16 protein-coding genes and 2 pseudogenes are annotated in these 17281 nt (G+C 34.4%); 6 read left to right on the top strand and 12 right to left on the bottom strand.

Features of this window, described 5'->3' with window-relative positions:
* The 8 genes from HMPREF9124_RS01240 to HMPREF9124_RS01205 form a co-directional block, all read right to left on the bottom strand.
* Positions 1–1710, bottom strand: coding sequence for an ABC transporter ATP-binding protein (locus HMPREF9124_RS01240; RefSeq protein WP_009429829.1), 1710 nt, complete (start codon positions 1708–1710; stop codon positions 1–3).
* Complete coding sequence (locus HMPREF9124_RS01235; RefSeq protein WP_009429452.1) at positions 1692–3446, bottom strand: ABC transporter ATP-binding protein; 1755 nt, start codon at positions 3444–3446, stop codon at positions 1692–1694. The genes HMPREF9124_RS01240 and HMPREF9124_RS01235 overlap by 19 nt, the downstream gene beginning before the upstream one ends.
* A 103-nt stretch (positions 3447–3549) precedes the next feature.
* Entirely contained in the window at positions 3550–4122 is a 573-nt protein-coding gene (locus tag HMPREF9124_RS01230) for a TetR/AcrR family transcriptional regulator (protein WP_009428883.1), read from the bottom strand.
* Positions 4123–4313: 191 nt separating this feature from the next.
* Positions 4314–4610 carry a hypothetical protein gene (locus HMPREF9124_RS01225; RefSeq protein ID WP_207635484.1) on the bottom strand — a complete coding sequence of 99 codons (297 nt, stop codon included), beginning with the start codon at positions 4608–4610 and terminating at the stop codon, positions 4314–4316.
* A gap of 385 nt (positions 4611–4995) precedes the next feature.
* Entirely contained in the window at positions 4996–5316 is a 321-nt protein-coding gene (locus HMPREF9124_RS01220) for a TfoX/Sxy family protein (RefSeq protein ID WP_036597539.1), read from the bottom strand.
* Positions 5317–5346: 30 nt separating this feature from the next.
* Positions 5347–6774 carry an AlbA family DNA-binding domain-containing protein gene (locus tag HMPREF9124_RS01215; RefSeq protein ID WP_009429385.1) on the bottom strand — a complete coding sequence of 476 codons (1428 nt, stop codon included), beginning with the start codon at positions 6772–6774 and terminating at the stop codon, positions 5347–5349.
* Positions 6775–6854: 80 nt separating this feature from the next.
* Positions 6855–7061: a hypothetical protein gene (locus tag HMPREF9124_RS11920; RefSeq protein ID WP_050791193.1), complete on the bottom strand. Its 207-nt coding sequence runs from the start codon at positions 7059–7061 to the stop codon at positions 6855–6857.
* Between the two features lie 126 nt (positions 7062–7187).
* Positions 7188–8171 carry a Fic family protein gene (locus HMPREF9124_RS01205; RefSeq protein ID WP_009429602.1) on the bottom strand — a complete coding sequence of 328 codons (984 nt, stop codon included), beginning with the start codon at positions 8169–8171 and terminating at the stop codon, positions 7188–7190.
* A 434-nt stretch (positions 8172–8605) separates the two neighbouring features.
* On the opposite strand from HMPREF9124_RS01205, the gene HMPREF9124_RS01200 reads away from it, so the two are divergent.
* Genes HMPREF9124_RS01200 through HMPREF9124_RS01185 form a run of 4 tightly spaced genes read left to right on the top strand, consistent with a single transcriptional unit; the run spans position 8606 to position 9850 of the window.
* Positions 8606–8851: a hypothetical protein gene (locus HMPREF9124_RS01200; RefSeq protein WP_001813542.1), complete on the top strand. Its 246-nt coding sequence runs from the start codon at positions 8606–8608 to the stop codon at positions 8849–8851.
* A complete protein-coding gene (locus HMPREF9124_RS01195; protein ID WP_000806926.1) occupies positions 8848–9183 on the top strand; it encodes a DinB/UmuC family translesion DNA polymerase in 336 nt (111 codons plus the stop codon). Before HMPREF9124_RS01200 ends, HMPREF9124_RS01195 begins: the two co-directional genes overlap by 4 nt.
* 12 nt (positions 9184–9195) lie before the next feature.
* Positions 9196–9564, top strand: a complete 369-nt coding sequence (locus HMPREF9124_RS01190) for a hypothetical protein (RefSeq protein ID WP_000567222.1) — start codon at positions 9196–9198, stop codon at positions 9562–9564.
* Positions 9551–9850 (top strand): DUF5960 family protein, encoded by a 300-nt coding sequence (locus HMPREF9124_RS01185; protein ID WP_001072467.1) that lies wholly within the window; start codon positions 9551–9553, stop codon positions 9848–9850. Before HMPREF9124_RS01190 ends, HMPREF9124_RS01185 begins: the two co-directional genes overlap by 14 nt.
* A 117-nt stretch (positions 9851–9967) precedes the next feature.
* Here HMPREF9124_RS01185 and msr(D) read toward each other — a convergent pair.
* The 4 genes and pseudogenes from msr(D) to HMPREF9124_RS12035 all read right to left on the bottom strand — a co-directional run bounded on the left by msr(D) (position 9968) and on the right by HMPREF9124_RS12035 (position 14488).
* Positions 9968–11430: pseudogene (gene msr(D) / locus HMPREF9124_RS11775) on the bottom strand (ABC-F type ribosomal protection protein Msr(D)).
* Positions 11431–11549: 119 nt separating this feature from the next.
* Entirely contained in the window at positions 11550–12767 is a 1218-nt protein-coding gene (mef(A), locus tag HMPREF9124_RS01175; protein WP_000417519.1) for a macrolide efflux MFS transporter Mef(A), read from the bottom strand.
* Between the two features lie 385 nt (positions 12768–13152).
* Positions 13153–13323 carry a hypothetical protein gene (locus HMPREF9124_RS01170; protein WP_000873143.1) on the bottom strand — a complete coding sequence of 57 codons (171 nt, stop codon included), beginning with the start codon at positions 13321–13323 and terminating at the stop codon, positions 13153–13155.
* Positions 13324–14032: 709 nt separating this feature from the next.
* Positions 14033–14488, bottom strand: coding sequence for a hypothetical protein (locus tag HMPREF9124_RS12035; protein ID WP_207635483.1), 456 nt, complete (start codon positions 14486–14488; stop codon positions 14033–14035).
* Between the two features lie 354 nt (positions 14489–14842).
* Between HMPREF9124_RS12035 and HMPREF9124_RS01160 the strand changes: the two are divergent.
* Positions 14843–15291, top strand: a pseudogene (locus HMPREF9124_RS01160) (CopY/TcrY family copper transport repressor).
* Between the two features lie 17 nt (positions 15292–15308).
* A complete protein-coding gene (locus HMPREF9124_RS01155; protein WP_005606293.1) occupies positions 15309–16751 on the top strand; it encodes a multicopper oxidase family protein in 1443 nt (480 codons plus the stop codon).
* Positions 16752–17281: the final 530 nt, after the last annotated feature.

Below are 17281 nucleotides of genomic sequence, written 5' to 3'. Positions count from 1 at the left end.
TTACACCTCATACTGCGCTTTCCATAATTTTGTGTAGTAGCCATCTTTCTCAAGAAGTTCCCCATGCTTTCCTTTTTCAAGTAAATTTCCTTTTTGAAATACAAGAATTTGGTCAGCTTTTTGAACGGTTTTTAAATGATGAGCCACCACAAGTACAGTTCTATTCTTTGCAAGTTCTGTAATGGCATCTTGTATCAAAGATTCATTTACAGGATCAACGTTACTTGTCATTTCATCAAGAATTAAAATCGGTGCATCTTTCAGAAACGCTCTTGCAATAGATATTCTTTGTCTTTGTCCGCCTGAAAGAAGCCCACCATTTTCTCCAATATCCGTTTCATAAGCTTTTGGTAAACTCATAATGAAATCATGTATCCTTGCTTTCTTTGCAGCTTTAATGATTTCCTCTTTTGTAGCTCCTTTTTTACCTACTCTGATGTTTTCTTCAATCGTGTTATCAAACAGTTGAACATTCTGCATGACAATGCTGATACGATCTAAAAGCTCATCATAAGGAATATCCCTTATATCAGTTCCTCCGAGTGTAATTTTTCCTTTATGCACATCATAAAATCTTAAAAGCAAGTTGGTTATCGTAGTCTTTCCACTACCGGATTCTCCAACTAAGGCTGTCACTCGTTTTTCAGCAATAGAAAAACTCAAATTTTCCATTTTAAATTCATCTTTTTCATAGGAAAAATCTATGTTTTCAAAAGCTATATCATTATCTTTCGGAACAATTCCATTCACTTTATCCGAGATTACATCTGCATATAAAATTCTTGAGAGTCTTTCGTAACTATCTACCGCCGAAACATAGTACATATAGTGTTGTTCCATAGAAGCGAACGGCTTATAAAACTCTTTTGAAATTACTGCAAAGATAATAAAATGAAGGGCATCAAGATTTCCCTTTACAACAAATATTGTTCCTGCAATTAAAAGAACCAAATATCCAATATCCAGCAAAAAACCAAATATAGATAACTGTTTTGCCTTAAATCTTGAAGCTGATTTACTTGTTTCTCCAAACTTCTTTGTTTTATTCATAAGCTCATTATCCAAGCTCTTATTGTTTGAAAAACTCTTTAGTACAGGTATTCCTCTAACATATTCAACAAATAAGCTAACCATATCAAGAAGTGCTGAGTTGTTTTGATTTTCTATTTTTTCAGATTGCTTAATTGTTAGATATAGAAAGATAAGTGCAATCGGAACAGATACAGCCATCATAATGGCAAGTTGAAAATCAATACTTGCAAGGCCAATAAATACAACCGCAGCTATCAAAAAATCACCAAACATTCTTGACCACATGTGTCCTACAACAAGGGACATATTATCAACATCTTTGTGTAAAATCGTATTGATCTCGCCCAGTCTTTCGTTGGTATAAAATCCTAAGCTGAATTTTTTTAATTTGATAATCATGCGTTCTCTGATTTGCTGAACAATATCAAAACCTGCACTATGCTTTTTCATATCTGCGACCATATTACAAATACCTTTGAAGACTACAAGTAATCCAATCGCAATAAAATATTTATATAAGCTTGCTAAGCTCGTTCCATCAAAGATTTGGAACAGTATAGAAAATACGATAACAATCATGGCTATGGAGCTTAGTCCATAAAGGGCAAAGAATACACTTGATATAATCAAATCTCTCTTCCCGGTTTTTGTAAGTAGTTTTAACATTTCTCTAAACATTTTCTGCTACCACCTCCGTTTTTCAAATTCCATCTGTCTACTTTGTTCTGTGCTTCAACCATATCCTTATAGAACTCACATCTTTTCATCAGCTCTTCATGGCTTCCTGCATCAAGAACAACACCCTTATCCATAACAATAATTTGGTCTGAATCTCTAATTGTATTTAGGTGATGAGCAATTGTAATGATGGTTTTATCCTTGCTTAAATCGTCAATTGCTTCGCCGATTAATCTTTCATTTTCACTATCAACCGCTGCCATTGCTTCATCTAATATCAAAATCGGTGCATTTTTAAGTATCATTCTTGCTATAGAGATTCTTTGTTTTTCTCCACCGGATAACTTAACTCCCATTTCACCTACTCGTGTTTCATATCCATTTGGCAATGCTGAAATAAAGTCATGGCATCTTGCTTTTTTAGCCGCCTCTATGACTTCTTCTTTTGTTGCATTTAATTTTCCAATTGCTATATTTTCAAAAATGCTTAAATCAAAAAGGATAACATCTTGCTCGACACTACCAATCAGCATTGAGATGTTTTCTTGACTGTATTCTTTTATATCTTTTCCATTTATCAGTATTTGTCCTTCATCTGCATCCCAAAATCCCATAAGCAAATTAGACACGGTACTTTTCCCACAACCGCTTGCCCCTACAAAGGCATTCAAGCTATTTTTCTTAAAAGTCAAATTGATATTTTTTAGCTCAAAGCCGTCTTTTCCGTATGCAAAATTCACATCTTTAAATTCTATGTTTCCAAATTCTAAACCTTGTTCTGTCTTTTTCTTTGGAAGCGAAACGGTTAAAACTTTTCCAATTGACTTTAAAGCCTCCTTAAATACAATAGAAAAATGTTGTAGAGTGGCTGTCTTGCTTATAGATGCAGTAAAAGCAGAGGATAAAATAATGGCAAGGATAAAATTAGACGTTGTAATGTTCCCCTGATAAAGAAAGATACTTCCCAAAATCATGACAATTACCACTCCAATTTCCATAAATATGTCAATGAGTCCCATTGGAATTGTGATTGCTCCCATGCTCTTTTTAACCCAGTAAATATATTCTCTTGCCGTTTTTAATGTTCTTTCACTAATCTCCTCTTCTTTAGCAAAAGCCTTAATCACAGAAATATTTTTTACATATTCCATTAGCTCTTCTCTCATCTTGTTTTCATGGTTAAAGTAAATAGCAAAGTTCTTATCCATTGTTTTCTGTGAAAGAACTTTTACCAAATACATGAGTGGAACTCCGGCAATCATTCCAAGAGCAAGACGCCAGTCTACAAAAATCATAGCTATGAAAATAATGGTAGGCAGAAGCGTAACTGCCATTATTTCAGGAAGACCATGAGCAAGGTATACTTCCACTTGCTCTACATCATGCTGAACAATGTTGGTAAGCTCTCCTGTATTATGTTCTTTGAAAAATCCCAAACTTAGTTTTTTCAGATGACCGATAATATCTATCCTAAGTTCTGTCAATTTTTCGTATGCTTTTTCATGGGCAACCTTTGTTGCAAAATAATAAAACACACCTTTTAATGCAAATGATATAAAGATTCCTAAGAGAATATATTTCAAATTATCTTCGCTAATATTGTTTGTAATTAAAGAACTAATCAAATATACAAGTAAGATTTGTGGTATCAAATCACATACTATTTTTAAAGCAAGAAGTGAATTGGATAAACCATTTTTTCCAATCACTTTTTTCCTTAATTCTTTTTCCGGCATGAACAACTCTCCTTTCAAAATTGAATAATATTGAATTTTAATTCAATATTAAGGTTTAAAGTAAGACTTTGCTGATTACGCAAAGTCTATTCTTTAGTGCTGATTATAGGGATTCCACTCCCTTGTAATAACACCTCGCAATAAGTTTTAGCATATCTTTTGCCCACTTTTCACTTTGATAGTGCCTTGCTATTTCAAGAAGCCCCTCTGTAAAGTTACTGGCTAAAATATGAGCAAGCATTGGATCATATTCCTCTTTTGATTGTCTTTTTAAACTTACTTCAATATGAACCTGCATTTGTGATATGAGTTTGTGTTTTGCTTCTGTATGTTTCGTTCCTGAGCTTTTATCCATCAAAATAATTAACTTCTTACGCTCTTTTAAAAGTTCATGAATATAGTTTTCTCCAACTTCATCAAACCTTTCAGAAGCAGAACCTTTTTCCAAAGACTCTTCCTCGTCAAAGGCTGACTCGAAGTTTATATAAACTGAACTTACTACTGCATCAAACAAAACTTCTTTATTCTTGAAATAGGTATAAATGAGTGCCACAGGAATATCTGCTTCTTTTGCAATTTCTGTTAATTTGGCACCTCTATAGTCCTTTTCATAAAATACTTTTTCTGCTGCTTCGAGTATTCTATTTCTAACTTCTTCTTTTAATACTTGTGCCATAGCACACCTCTTTTTATTTTAATACTGAATTTGTATTTAATAATAAATTAAAATTCAATATTTGTCAAATTGCCTATAGAAAATATATGGTACTAAAAAATAATAGCGATGACTGTAAAATTAACCTTCTTAGCCTTATGCTTTTAAGATATTTTTCACCATCACGCTATAGATATTATATAGCATACCCATTAGTTTATAATGGGTATGACGCTTATAAATTTATTATATTCACCTGATGATTCCCATTTCCCAGCAATAACTATAATCTTATCTCTATTATTATATATTTCAGAGCGAATCTTTTTATAATTATCTTCATCTGAAAACGATAATATAAATGTGTATTTTTTACTGTTAATAGGTGATGCTAAATTAACTTCCTTCTTCTCATCGTTATACAATCTCCCATCTACAGTCGCTTCAATTATCCTATTTCCAAAACATCCTTTGGGATATCTATATTTGCTTCTATCATCTAATATCATTGAACCTATTTCTTTACCAGCATATGTATCTCTAACGGATAGACTTTTACACAGGGAATATATAGTATTCTCTATTAAGGACCTCAAGGTGTTCTTTTAAAATAAATGCGTATTTACTACTTTTATTAAAATCTTTGGTGCCTTGCATGAGACCTACGCCAGCTCAGCAAACTGTGATTTTCTCATTTCATTAAATCAGCTATTTCTTTCTTCCCATACACCTTTACATTTTGAATTACATCCTGTTTCCTCTTGATTGATTCAAGCAATGATATATCTAGTATATTTACGAATTCTTCAAACTGAACATGTCCGGAAGAACAGCCCGTAACAACGAAATCAACTGTCCTACTTGCCAACAAGATACCTACAAGAATAGAAATTTCTATATATTAGTATTTTTCATTTTCTTTGGTTTGGGTGCATGTAGTTCATCATACATTGCATCGAATAAGCCTGTTAAAAAATCTTTGTTGTCAACATCATCTACCAACAGCATTTCCTTTGCTCCATCATACGGTAACTCGTACTTTGCATTTGGCATATATGCTATTGCAGATTTAACAGGCTTCACTAAAAATCTATCATCATAAATTCCACCTACAATTTTTCCGCGATAATAAACAATATATTCACCCATCATTGATCTATATGTTATTTCTTCATTATTATTAGCTGTTAGTGTCCAATTATATGAGCCATGCATTACATAGTCCGCATTTATTATACAAGACTTCTATTCATTCAGTTCCCAGTGTCCGCTATTACCACTTCCTACATACTTCAGATTATCTATTTCCTTCAAAGTTCTTTGTATCGTCTTTACACTTACCCCTGCACCTTCTGCAATAGCCTGTCTTGTAATTTTATTATTTAATCTTACTTGTGCTTTTATAAATTCAATCAGTTCATCTCTGCCCTGAGGGACATCGTGAGGGACACTGTGAGGGACATCGTGAGGGACATTCCCTCCACCCACCTTTTGTGTCGCTATCTTCTTTAGAGGAATAATCGTTCTGAATATATCCCCCTCCTCAAATAGCGGGTTTTGTCCTGAATAAAGCTGTGTGTACTTGTAGGTACTTCTCATTCCTGAGCCTAATTCATCAGCAAGACCTATTTCTCTAAATACCTTTGATATAGCAGGGTTTTTAGGAAATGGCTCAAATTTCTGCAAGTCTAATGCTCCCATACCATGAGCCAAGTTGCTGTTTTCAACAGTAATTTTCTCATCATCAATAATCATCTTTGCAGGATACCCACTTGAATAATCTCTATGAGCCAGTGTATTTGATACTATTTCTCTAAGTATCCTATCTCTTGCATTGACATTCACAATTCCATCCAATACAAATAGATCATTCAAATGCTTTTGCCCAAACTCAATAAGCCTGTCATAACTATCAATCAGATTTGTTATGACAACATCTCTATCATCATATCTATCCTTATTTTCAACCCTAAATATCGCATCAGTTTTGTGCTGTGGAAGAACGGACATAATAGAGTTGTCTTTTCCAAATAACAAAATAGCTGCTAATGTAATTCCCTCACGCCTTGTTTCCGGATCGGTCAGAATCAAATTGGCGCTTCTAAGAAGTTCTTCATTACTCATATTTTCCCAAACATGATTTTTATTTCGGGAAACAGCCATTTTCTTAGCCTTATCAATGACAGAAGCATCAAGAAAATCAATATCAAGATTAGGATATACTTTATTTACAAAATAGCTTCCTTGTTTTCGTGCATATAGCTTATAAACAAGTTCAGAATGATCTGTGATATTGATGTCTCCCTCATAAGACCTGTCCCAAATTCTTCCGTTATGTCTGCACACCTGATAGCCTTCCGGCACTCTGATATAAATTACTTTTTTCTCGTCTATATCAAAGACTTCAGGAAGCAAATATAGTGGTGGATACATCTTTTGCGGATTATTGATTGCCGTAGTAAATTCCTTAATCACTTTATCAACTTTGTCTTCACTAACACCAACAATCTCTCTTTTATCATTTACACCAAGTAAAATATGTCCGCCATTTCTATTGTTGAAAGAACATACCGTATCAAAGACATCTTTGGTTAAAGCATTTTTAGATTCTTTAAACTCAGCATCTATCTTCTCTCCATTTTGAATTAGCTGCTTTATCTCTTTAGAATCCATATCTACCCTCCCATATACACTAAAAACCGTCTTTGATCATCTTAAAACACTTTAACGCATCTAAAATAGCTTCTTACTCTTCAATTGAACACTGTGGAACTTTCATCCATATCCTTTGTCGCTGAATATATTGCTGGATATAACTGTCTTGTTTTTGATAAGTTCTTGTTTGTCCTATGGTATTTATCTTTTGGTAGCATTGGGTTCTTTGCATGAACAATCTCCCAATTTTTAATTCCTATCGGAAATATTCCGTCGCTATCCGTATCTATTCTATCATGTTTCAAAATTACTCTTCGCGAATTATCTGATAAGCTATATTCAAACGGGATTTTATGGCACTTATCTCACTGGCCGTCTTCATACTATTAAAAAACAAAGACAGATCATTTTTAAAAAAAGCTGTTAAACCCTTAAAAGCGCTTCCAACAATGCTCTTTTAGGAATGTTCCAATAAACTCTAGTGGCTCACCTTCATAATACCGAACTAATAATTTTTTAAACTCCGGTACATTCTTTTCCGGTATAACTAATAACCCCATACCTTGTGCAATCAAATAATGATTTGCAAAAATAACTGATGCTCGCTTATTTCCATCTTTGAACACCTGCGTTTTCATACAATACATACATAATTCAATCGCTGTCTCTATTGGATCTTTGTCCCGGCTTCTAATTTCTTCTATTTGCCCGATAACGGCAGATTCAACAGGCAACGGTGGCACATAACTTGTTCCACCAATCTGTACGGGAATACCACGAATACGGCCTCCGTCATAGAAGAAACCTTCATTAACCAGCTTTGCAATATGGCAGAGCATGTGATAATTACTTTCACTTTGAATAACATCTCTATCCAGAATAAATTCCCAGGCATGTTTCAGGTTAAGAATTTTTTGCACGTCAGTAGCCGATACTCCACTAACCTTTCCGTTCTCTATAATGTCCTCTGTCTGTGGAAATGTGGTTGCAACACCTTCTAAGACTGCCTGATCATAGATATTGGCTTTCATATTGGCTCTGGCAAAATCCAAGTTCTGTAACACTCTGGTCGAAAGTTCTTTATCTTCATAACCAAGCACCGCTAAATCTTTATTGATTTTACGAAGAGCTTTATTTAAATCTTTTCGTTCTTTAGCATTACGCAAAAGCAACTGATACAGTTCATCTGAATACAGATCCACATAGGTAGATGTTAGTTTTCCTGCCACTCGTTTACGCATGTACAAGTATCTTGCATCATTCGATACCTTAATTTCCGGATTTCCATCATATGGCATTAGATTCATTCTCGCCTGTATATCTGCTCTTTGCTGTAATAATTCTTGAATTTCTGAATAATTTGCCCCCATTGCTGTCACCTCTTTCTTTTTAGGGAACTTTCCTGTTTGAATCATACGAAAAAGTTCCCTAATTATCAAGAATGATTTAGAGAACTTTTTACTACAAATTTTTCTAATATTTATTCCATGATTTGTTCATAGCTTACTTTGCTTTTATCACTTGTTAAATTAAGCTCATCAAGCTAAATTTCAACATTTATATGCTTATCGACATCAATTTTGGGCAATAATGCTACCTTCTCCACATGTGCTGAGAGCTTTCTTCTATACTAATAGACGAAAGGGTGTGAAAATGATTTTTAAATGATACTGTGGAACGGAACAGTAGCCCTAGTATTGACTACTGTCGTTTCTATTCATATTGGCTATTCTAGGACTGAGATGAAAAAATCTATAAATGCTCAGAATAAAATTGAACCCGCAAATCTCCCCAAAACAATGGTGAGTCATGTACTTGTATTATTCCGAAAAAATACACCTCTGGTGCAGTGAGACAAATTGGTGTATCTTATAGTGGCTTCGTAGATGAAAGCTATACTCTACTATCACTCTTTGATGATGTAGAACAAATTGAAAAAGATAATAGACTTCAGACAGCTATTGATGTTGTCAGAGAACAGTTTGGTTTTTTAGCCATACAAAAAGGAACCGTCCTAACTGAAGGTTCCAGAAATATTGAACGCAGTAAACTTATCGGTGGTCATTCCGCGGGTGGATTGGAGGGATTAAAATGAAACAAGAAAAAAATACAGTACAATTTTCAGAAATCCGTAGCAAAGGATGTAATGATATTGAAATGCTTGAAAGATTTTTACATGGAATCGTTGAAACAGCAACTTCAAAACTTCGTCAGAGAAAACTCAAAACAACTGAAATATCGATACGACTAGTACATGCTAAATCTGAAAACCGATTACCATTGGAATTTACATTTAGCATTAAGCCAACAAGCTCATCTGTGATAATCTATACTGAGGTAATCAATCGCTTTAAAGAATGTTACACAGGTGGGGGAATTCAAGGTTTTACGATTCAATTTGATAAAAATACCCTTGCCTCTGCATAGAAAGGATTTGATATGATTGACCGTTCATATTTACCATTTCAATCAGCAAGAGAGTACCAGGATACAAAGATGCAAAAATGGATGGGCTTTTTCCTATCTGAACATGCATCAGCACTCTCTGATGATACAAACAAAGTAACGTACATGTCTGACTTATCACTAGAGAAGAAATTATTACTCCTCAGTCAAGTATACGCCGGGCAGCTACGCACACGCATTCAAGTGATTGAAAAAAACAAGCGTGTTTCCTACACTGGAACAATACCAAGTCTGACCAAAGATTTCATTTTGATAAAAACTACAACAGGTCACATCAATTTGAAATTAAAAGACATTATTAGTATTGAACTTGTCGAGGAGGTGCTCTATGAATCAGCTTGAGTTTCAGCGTAATCACCTACAAATGGACTATTATAGCGAGAGCTACCAAGATTTTGAACGTGACTTCTACCGCTACTCTAACATGAATATTCCATTGACCTTCCTAACTGATGATATCCTAAAAACAATGGCGACTTCACGTAAGAATTACTTTGTCCTCAATAAGGAAAAGTCCAGAGATAACCGCGATCACTTCTTCATATTTGAAGTAAGTACCGTAGATGAGAATCCGCTAATCTATCATTATACATATAAGAAAACTACAATATATTTAGCAGAAAAATAGGAGCAGTTCAATTGACTGTTCCTATTTTTAATATTCATAAAATCTAAAGTCTTTATACTCTTTAACAATGGAGTCGCCAACCAGAACAGACTATACTGACCAGCGACTACCTTAAATTTAATGTTTCAGATTTATTTTCTTATCTCTAATTTCATAAACTACATCTGCTACATTTTCGAGTAATCGTTTATCGTGGGTGATAAACACGATAGTTCCGGTGTACTCCTTCATTAGTATTTCCAAAGCCTCTAAACTTGGTATGTCAAGGAAGTTACTGGGTTCATCCATTATTAGGATGTTATATCTACCCATGAGCATTTTAGCAAGCAACAATTTTATAATTTCTCCACCGCTTAAAACAGATAAACTTTTTCCAATATCGTTCTGTTTGAACCCCATAGATGCTAGCACTGAACGAATTTCTGATATATTGTAGTCACAATCCTTCTGCATAAACTCCATAACATTCTGATTACTGTTGTACTTGTAACCATTCTGTGCAAAGTAACCTATTTTTGCCTTAGGCGAAATAGAAATTCCTTCTTCATGGTTTAAGATCATTTGGATTAAAGTTGTTTTTCCGATTCCATTACCACCAGTTAACGCCACTTTTGCTCCTAACGGAATTTGAAAAGATGCATTTTCAAACAGAGCCTTATCCCCAAATACTTTATTAATTTCTGCACCGACTATAGGGTATGGATTATGGAGCTCCAATGCTTTACTTTGCCTGAAACGAATTCTGCGAATGCCTTCCGGAGCTTCTACTTTTCCTAAGGCCGCAATCCTGTGCTCTAGGGTTTTAGCAGCATTATACATCTTTTTTCCTTACTTCCTATTGATTTTTGATGAGCTAAACGCCCTCCGTCTTCAGTACTTTTTTTCTTTGAAGAACCTTTTGCCTTCTGTTCTATTTTACGAGCCTGTTTTCGCTTTTCCTCCGCAGCCCTTTCCAATCGGGCACGTTCCGCAATAAATTGTTCGTATTCTGCAGCTTGGCTCTTACGTTCTTCCTCTTTCTGACGAAGATAATCAGAATAGTTTCCCCAATACTCAGTGATTTTGCCATCTTTCAGTTCCCATATTTTATCTACTATTTCATCAAGAAAATAGCGGTCATGGCTAATAACTAACAGTGCACCTGTAAAATATTTTAGCTGTCCTATTAGAAAATCAATTCCTTCACGGTCTAAATGGCTCGTAGGTTCATCCGCTAAAATACCATGAACCTGTGCCGATAAGGCCTGTGCTATTTTAAGCCTTGTTTCTTCACCACCGCTCATAGTCTGTATATTTAATTGCTCAACACCTAGCTTGCCTACAAGTGCAAAATCTTTTTCCTCCTGCAGAGTTACTTCGTCCAACTGGGGAATATAGGCAAGTTCACCCAGACGATTCATTTTACATCCTGGGGGAGTTAATTCTCCTAAAAGTACCCTGAGTAAAGTGCTTTTTCCAGCACCATTTGCTCCTACTAAACCAATACGGTCATAATCATATACTTCTAATTCATTTATATCTAAAACATCGCGTCCTTTGAATTCCACACGAATGTCTTTTGCTTTTAATATTAATTCCATAACATTTCCTCCTGTCTATAATCGCATGCTTTCATTTGCTTGTATGCAGGGAAAACCCTGCGATTTTAGCAGGAAGAGTTACATGAAAATAAGATACATAAATATTCCTCCAATATTGTTTATTTTAAATCTAATTTTCTAACCTCAGTTATCATTTGGCAAACTATAGCAATGCCAATAATTAAAATACCTGATAGTAAAAACCAATGATTTACACCGATTTTATCAGCAAAGAATCCAGAAAGAATTAACCCAATTGGCATAGCAAGTGACATGATACTTCCGATCAAAGAAAATACACGTCCTAAATATTCAGGCTTAATTTTCTCCTGAAAAAGAGCTGTTTGCACACCGCTATAAAATGGCACCGAAAGCCCCATTATTGCACAGCAAACTACGAATATTACAAATCCATTTGGAGGAAGTATTCCCGAAACGGCTAAACTGGTCCCCATTATAAAAAATGAACTTGTTATTAGTAATACATGCTTTTCGAAGCCCCCTAATCTTCCTAATAATAAGCCTCCTGCTAGCATCCCAAATGCAAAGGAAATTTCCGTAATAGAAATATGCACAGGCGTTCCATTAAAGTGTTCCATGCTTATTAAAGGAAATAGTGCATTGATTGGCATATAAACAAAAGTATATAGTGTTCCTAAGAGTAATAAGGCAAACAATCCTTTGTTTTGTCTCAGAACCACAACTCCTTCTTTCATCTCCCTTATGAAATTTGGTTCTAAACTTTGCACTTGATTACCCAGCTTAGGTATACGTACAATTGCTACCGTAATAGATGCAATCACAGCACCCAATACGTCGATGGCAATAATAGCATTTAAATCCCAAACGGAGTATAAGAGTGCTGCAACTGCCGGACTAACAATATAGCTTATAGACTGCAAAGACTGACTATAGCCTGCGCATTTCGTTAGCTGTTCTTCTGGTACTAAAAGTGGTGTAACCGCATTGAGTGCTGGGGTATGAAAAGCTGTTCCAATGCTACGGATAAACAATACTATCATAATCATCCAGACAGGTAGCTCCATACAGAATGCAACAATAGCAAGCACTGCACCAGCTGCTGCGATAATTAAATCGGCACCAATCATTATCTTCTTCCTATCATGACGATCCACTAGCACACCAATGGCAGGTCCCAAAATCGCATAGGGTAAAAAACCTACTAATGAAGCCATAGACAAGACCATCGCAGATCCTGTTTTTTCTGTAAGGTAAAAAATAATCGCCATTTGCAGGATGGCACTAGTGATTAATGATACTGCTTGCCCTGCCCATATTGCATAAAATTTTCGTTTCCAATTGTTGTATTTTTCCATTTATATTATCTCCTGCATATTATTTTGCTTGAATTTCTATTTTGAATAGCATTCTAGGCAATAAAAAATGCAGGCCAAACCCCACAATGTGGCTTTTGGTCTGCATACATACAATTTGGAAACATTCATATTAAAGACATAGTTAAATAAAGGTATAGTTAAATAACCAATATCCTCACCGTAACTAATGAATGCTCAATATCGTATAAATAAGCACAACAAAAAAGCCTATCATCGGGTATAGATTCTGCTTTTTTTATTGCCAGCTTATCTTAAACGCATTGAGGCTGTCATAGTTTCGGTTCCTCCTACATCTTTGTTTATATTAATTTATAGTATAACACAACAAGATGATATGTTCAATATAAAAGTTATGGAATGAGACTCATACTTCCAATTCGATGCCAGATTTAAAGGATATGACGAAGTTTTCTTCATAGACTGTAACGCTCTGGATTATCTTCCTTAGTAGCAAGCGATTAGCTTTCACAAAATCTTCTGTTTGTAGTTTTAAAAATTCATCAGGATTTTCTAACTCAACCTCAAAATATTTCATTTTACATTCCCTCATTTCATTTATTGATAAATTGAGTTTGCAAAAAAGAGTGGACAATTTTTGTCTACTCTTAACCTTTAAAATAGTTTTTTTAATCGATTTGAAGTTGCCTAAATTATTACTTATTCGGTAAAATGAAGTATTGCTTTCAACAGATTTCCTTCAACTACACTTCACTTGATTCAAACAAGGTGGGTACATTTCTATTCCCACAAACTCCTTGTCAATGGAAACAAACACGTACCCACAGGGTAAATGGAAATAGAAACTGATAATTTCTAGCTATCACTTCTACTCATTCCAAAAATTTTCTCACTCTGATACTTACCCACCATAAAGCAAAAAGCCTTGCAATCAAGGCTTTCATTATCCCTTTCGTTCAAAGGTTTCTAAGCTTTTACGAGCAGAGCGACACACTCAGCGGTTCGCTATCTCCGTTCTGTCTGCGTGCTAGCACTTGTCAATCACGGACAGCTATCGCATGGGCGGAAGTAAATGCTAATCTTCGTCGTTTTACTCCTTGACTAGCAAACTTACCGCCTCAACATGGCTTGAGTGGTCAGTATTGATAAAATTTAAATTTTTAGGAAAGCCTAGTTCTTGGGAATATATCTACTCCTTTTATTCTTTCTTCTTCACTACCTATTAATACTGAATATTTTAAGATATAAGGGTGGGACCACCCTTATATCTCTTCTTTCCAAGTATATCAGGCAACTCTTAATAGTACTATGATTAAAACTTTAGAAATTGCAAAAGCATCAAAGAATAAATCTTTTATAGCCATTAGGCCTATAACCATCTTGTCTAAACCCATATCTAGTAAAAGTGACGATTTTCTATTTTCTTTTATAAATTCAGTAGGATAGTTTTGATATTTACGTAGAGTGTATTCTAAGTTGTCATCTTCGATTCGCTTTATTATTTCATCAATATTTTCTTTAAAATCAAGAACATAAACATTAAGATTTAATTTTTTAAATGGCCTTATCCTTTTTTTGAATTGGTCTTGGTTCTCTTCCAGGTCTTTTTTTTCAATAAATTCAATCTTTGCTTTTGGCAGAAGTATTATCCTATCTGATATTCCTGTCATTGATGGGGATGTAAATTTAAGACAAAGCCTTCTATTCACTTTTATCTTATCAAATAAACTTGATTCTATCACCTTTTCTTACATTGATATTTCAAGCTTTATAGTTATTGTGTGAAGATTTCTCCTATAACCTTTATATAAAGACAAATTTTAAATTTATGACTATATATTTAGCCAAACAATAAATGCAGAAAAGGTATCATCGTATTTATCACATTTGGAACATATTATTAAAAATAAGGAATTAAAAAAGCGATAAATGTAAATCAATGATAACCTTACAAATCGTACTGGGAATAAATTGGAAAACAAACGCAATAATCGTTGCTTACATTTATTAAAAAGGCTTGACATATCTCGTTTACAATAGTAGACTTTTTTTGAACATATTCGTTTACATCTGTAGATAACGAAGAGGAAAGGAGAGTGAGCACAATAGAATTTAATACTTATATCACAGATGCAGAATGGGAAGTTATGCGTGTAGTTTGGGCAAATGATCGCGTAACTAGTAAAAAAGTCATTTCCGTATTGCAAGAAAAATGGACTGGACACCATCCACTATCAAAACGATCTTAGGTCGATTAGTTGGAAAAGGCGTACTAAATACAGAGCATGAAGGTAGAAAGTTTATTTACACTGCCAATATTGAAGAGACAGAAGCCGCAAGGGATTATGCAGAAGATATTTTTAACCGTATTTGCAATAAGAAAGTTGGAAATGTAATAGGAAGTATCATTGAAGATCATGTTTTAAGCTTCGATGATATAGATCGACTAGAGAAAATATTAGAGATAAAAAAATCTTTCGCAGTAGAAGAAGTGGCTTGCAATTGTCCAGAAGGACAATGCAAATGTCATTTACATCATCATTAACATAAGGAGGAATAAAAATGAGTAAGAATAAACATATGTTATTAGGTATTGGACTTACAGTCGTATTAACTGCAGTTGGATATATTACATTTTTAGAACCAATGATTAGTTATTTTAAAATAAACCAGAGTGCAGTTAATATAGATATTCAAACAAGTAAAACAAAAAGTACGCTTCCTATACCACCACTATTAGAGGATAAAAATCCAGATCCTAATATTGCGGATTTTACTTTAGAACCTCAAGAAGGAGAAACTTCATTTTTACCAAATACCAAGACACGAACTATGGGTTACAACGGAAGCTTCTTAGGCCCTGTCATCAGAGTAAGTAAAGGTGAGCAAGTAAATATGCACGTAAATAACAAGCTCAAAGAAGCAACTACAGTTCACTGGCATGGACTAGAGGTAGAAGGAGAAAAGGATGGGGGCCCTCATCAAGGAATTGAACCAGGAACAACTTGGGGGCCTAGTTTTACAGTAAATCAACAGGCTGCAACATTGTGGTATCATCCGCACTTTGGAGGAAATACTGCTACCCAAGTTTATAAAGGTTTAGCAGGACTATTCTATGTGGATGATGAAGTATCAAAAAGCTTAAATATTCCTAAGGAATATGGAGTAAATGATATACCTTTAGTAATTCAAGATAGAAGCTTTGGCAAGGACGGCAGTTTTATTTATAATACAAATATGATGGATGGAGCAACAGGGGATACTATCATAGTTAACGGAGCTATTAAACCTAATTTAGAGGTTAATAGAGTCAAGATGAGATTTAGAATAGTTAATGGTGCTAATGCAAGTAACTTTAATTTGAAGTTAGATAATAGAGATGGATTCTATCAAATAGCATCTGATGGTGGATTTTTAGAAAAACCGGTTAGCAAGAGAAATATTATGTTATCACCTGGGGAAAGAGCAGAGATAATAGTGGACTTTTCAAAGTATGAAAAGGGAACGCAGCTATCACTTATGAGTAATAAGGAAGCCATTATGACCTTTAATGTTAAAGGCGATGGGAAAGATGATACTGAAGTACCTAGCACTTTAACGAATATAGAAAGAATGTCAGAAGCACAAGCTACTAAGATAAGAAGCTTTGAGCTTCAAGGTATGGGTCACATGGTATCAATAAACGGTAAAAAGTTTGATATGAATAGAATTGATGAAACAGTGAAGCTTGGAGATACAGAGATTTGGGAAATTACAAACCCAGGATCTATGATGCATGAAATGGGGCACCCATTCCATATTCATGGCACACAGGTTCAAATTCTATCAAGAAACGGTAATGCGCCTTCTCCAGAGGAGAGCGGATGGAAAGATACTGTATATATTGAGCCTAACGAAAAAGTAAGACTTATAGTTAAGTTTAATAAGAAGGGTACTTATATGTACCACTGTCACATTCTTGAACATGAAGAAGCAGGTATGATGGGACAAATTAAAGTAGAATAATAAATAATATTTTATATCTTCATAATGCTCCCACAATTTAAGTGTAAGATTCTAATATAGAAATTACGAGGAGAGGATAAGGATATGAGAATATTAAAAATGTTGTTCAGTAAAAAATTTAAAGAAGAATATTCAAAAAAAATTCAGTCTGTATTTTACCAGTTTGATAGAGATTAACGAACGATTGTTTGAAATCCTCGTCGTAACGTTTAAAACCTGACATAAAAATCCTTTCATTTTGTGTCTTAATAGACAGATTATAACACACAATTTTCTGTCCACTTTTATAGTATAGTATAGCTCCAGTTTCGACTCCTCTCAAAATTTCAGACACATACTGCGCGGTAAGTGTCTAGAGTTTTGAGAAATAAGAAAAATACTCAATAAATTTAAGAGAACGAGAAATCGTTCTCTTTTTGTTTACTTTTTACTACCCGAAAGGAAAATATTTTATGACATCAAGCTATAAAAAACACACGTTCTAAACAAAGACAGTCAAGAAACATGGTTATTGTTTCTTTGATGAAAGA

The organism is Oribacterium sp. oral taxon 108 str. F0425 (assembly GCF_000214455.1).
Lineage (GTDB): Bacteria > Bacillota > Clostridia > Lachnospirales > Lachnospiraceae > Oribacterium > Oribacterium asaccharolyticum.
This window is presented reverse-complemented; position numbering and strand designations above follow the sequence as displayed.

What these genes read in the sequence shown, in the direction of transcription:
- HMPREF9124_RS01215 (WP_009429385.1), bottom strand. Translation starts at nt 6,774, where the DNA reads ATGGATTCTAAAGAGATAAAGCAGCTAATTCAAAATGGAGAGAAGATA.
- HMPREF9124_RS01190 (WP_000567222.1), top strand. Translation starts at nt 9,196, where the DNA reads ATGATTGACCGTTCATATTTACCATTTCAATCAGCAAGAGAGTACCAG.
- HMPREF9124_RS01225 (WP_207635484.1), bottom strand. Translation starts at nt 4,610, where the DNA reads ATGATATTAGATGATAGAAGCAAATATAGATATCCCAAAGGATGTTTT.
- HMPREF9124_RS01195 (WP_000806926.1), top strand. Translation starts at nt 8,848, where the DNA reads ATGAAACAAGAAAAAAATACAGTACAATTTTCAGAAATCCGTAGCAAA.
- HMPREF9124_RS01170 (WP_000873143.1), bottom strand. Translation starts at nt 13,323, where the DNA reads ATGAAATATTTTGAGGTTGAGTTAGAAAATCCTGATGAATTTTTAAAA.
- HMPREF9124_RS01220 (WP_036597539.1), bottom strand. Translation starts at nt 5,316, where the DNA reads ATGCATGGCTCATATAATTGGACACTAACAGCTAATAATAATGAAGAA.
- HMPREF9124_RS01240 (WP_009429829.1), bottom strand. Translation starts at nt 1,710, where the DNA reads ATGTTTAGAGAAATGTTAAAACTACTTACAAAAACCGGGAAGAGAGAT.
- HMPREF9124_RS01155 (WP_005606293.1), top strand. Translation starts at nt 15,309, where the DNA reads ATGAGTAAGAATAAACATATGTTATTAGGTATTGGACTTACAGTCGTA.
- HMPREF9124_RS01230 (WP_009428883.1), bottom strand. Translation starts at nt 4,122, where the DNA reads ATGGCACAAGTATTAAAAGAAGAAGTTAGAAATAGAATACTCGAAGCA.
- HMPREF9124_RS01185 (WP_001072467.1), top strand. Translation starts at nt 9,551, where the DNA reads ATGAATCAGCTTGAGTTTCAGCGTAATCACCTACAAATGGACTATTAT.
- HMPREF9124_RS01235 (WP_009429452.1), bottom strand. Translation starts at nt 3,446, where the DNA reads ATGCCGGAAAAAGAATTAAGGAAAAAAGTGATTGGAAAAAATGGTTTA.
- HMPREF9124_RS01205 (WP_009429602.1), bottom strand. Translation starts at nt 8,171, where the DNA reads ATGATTCAAACAGGAAAGTTCCCTAAAAAGAAAGAGGTGACAGCAATG.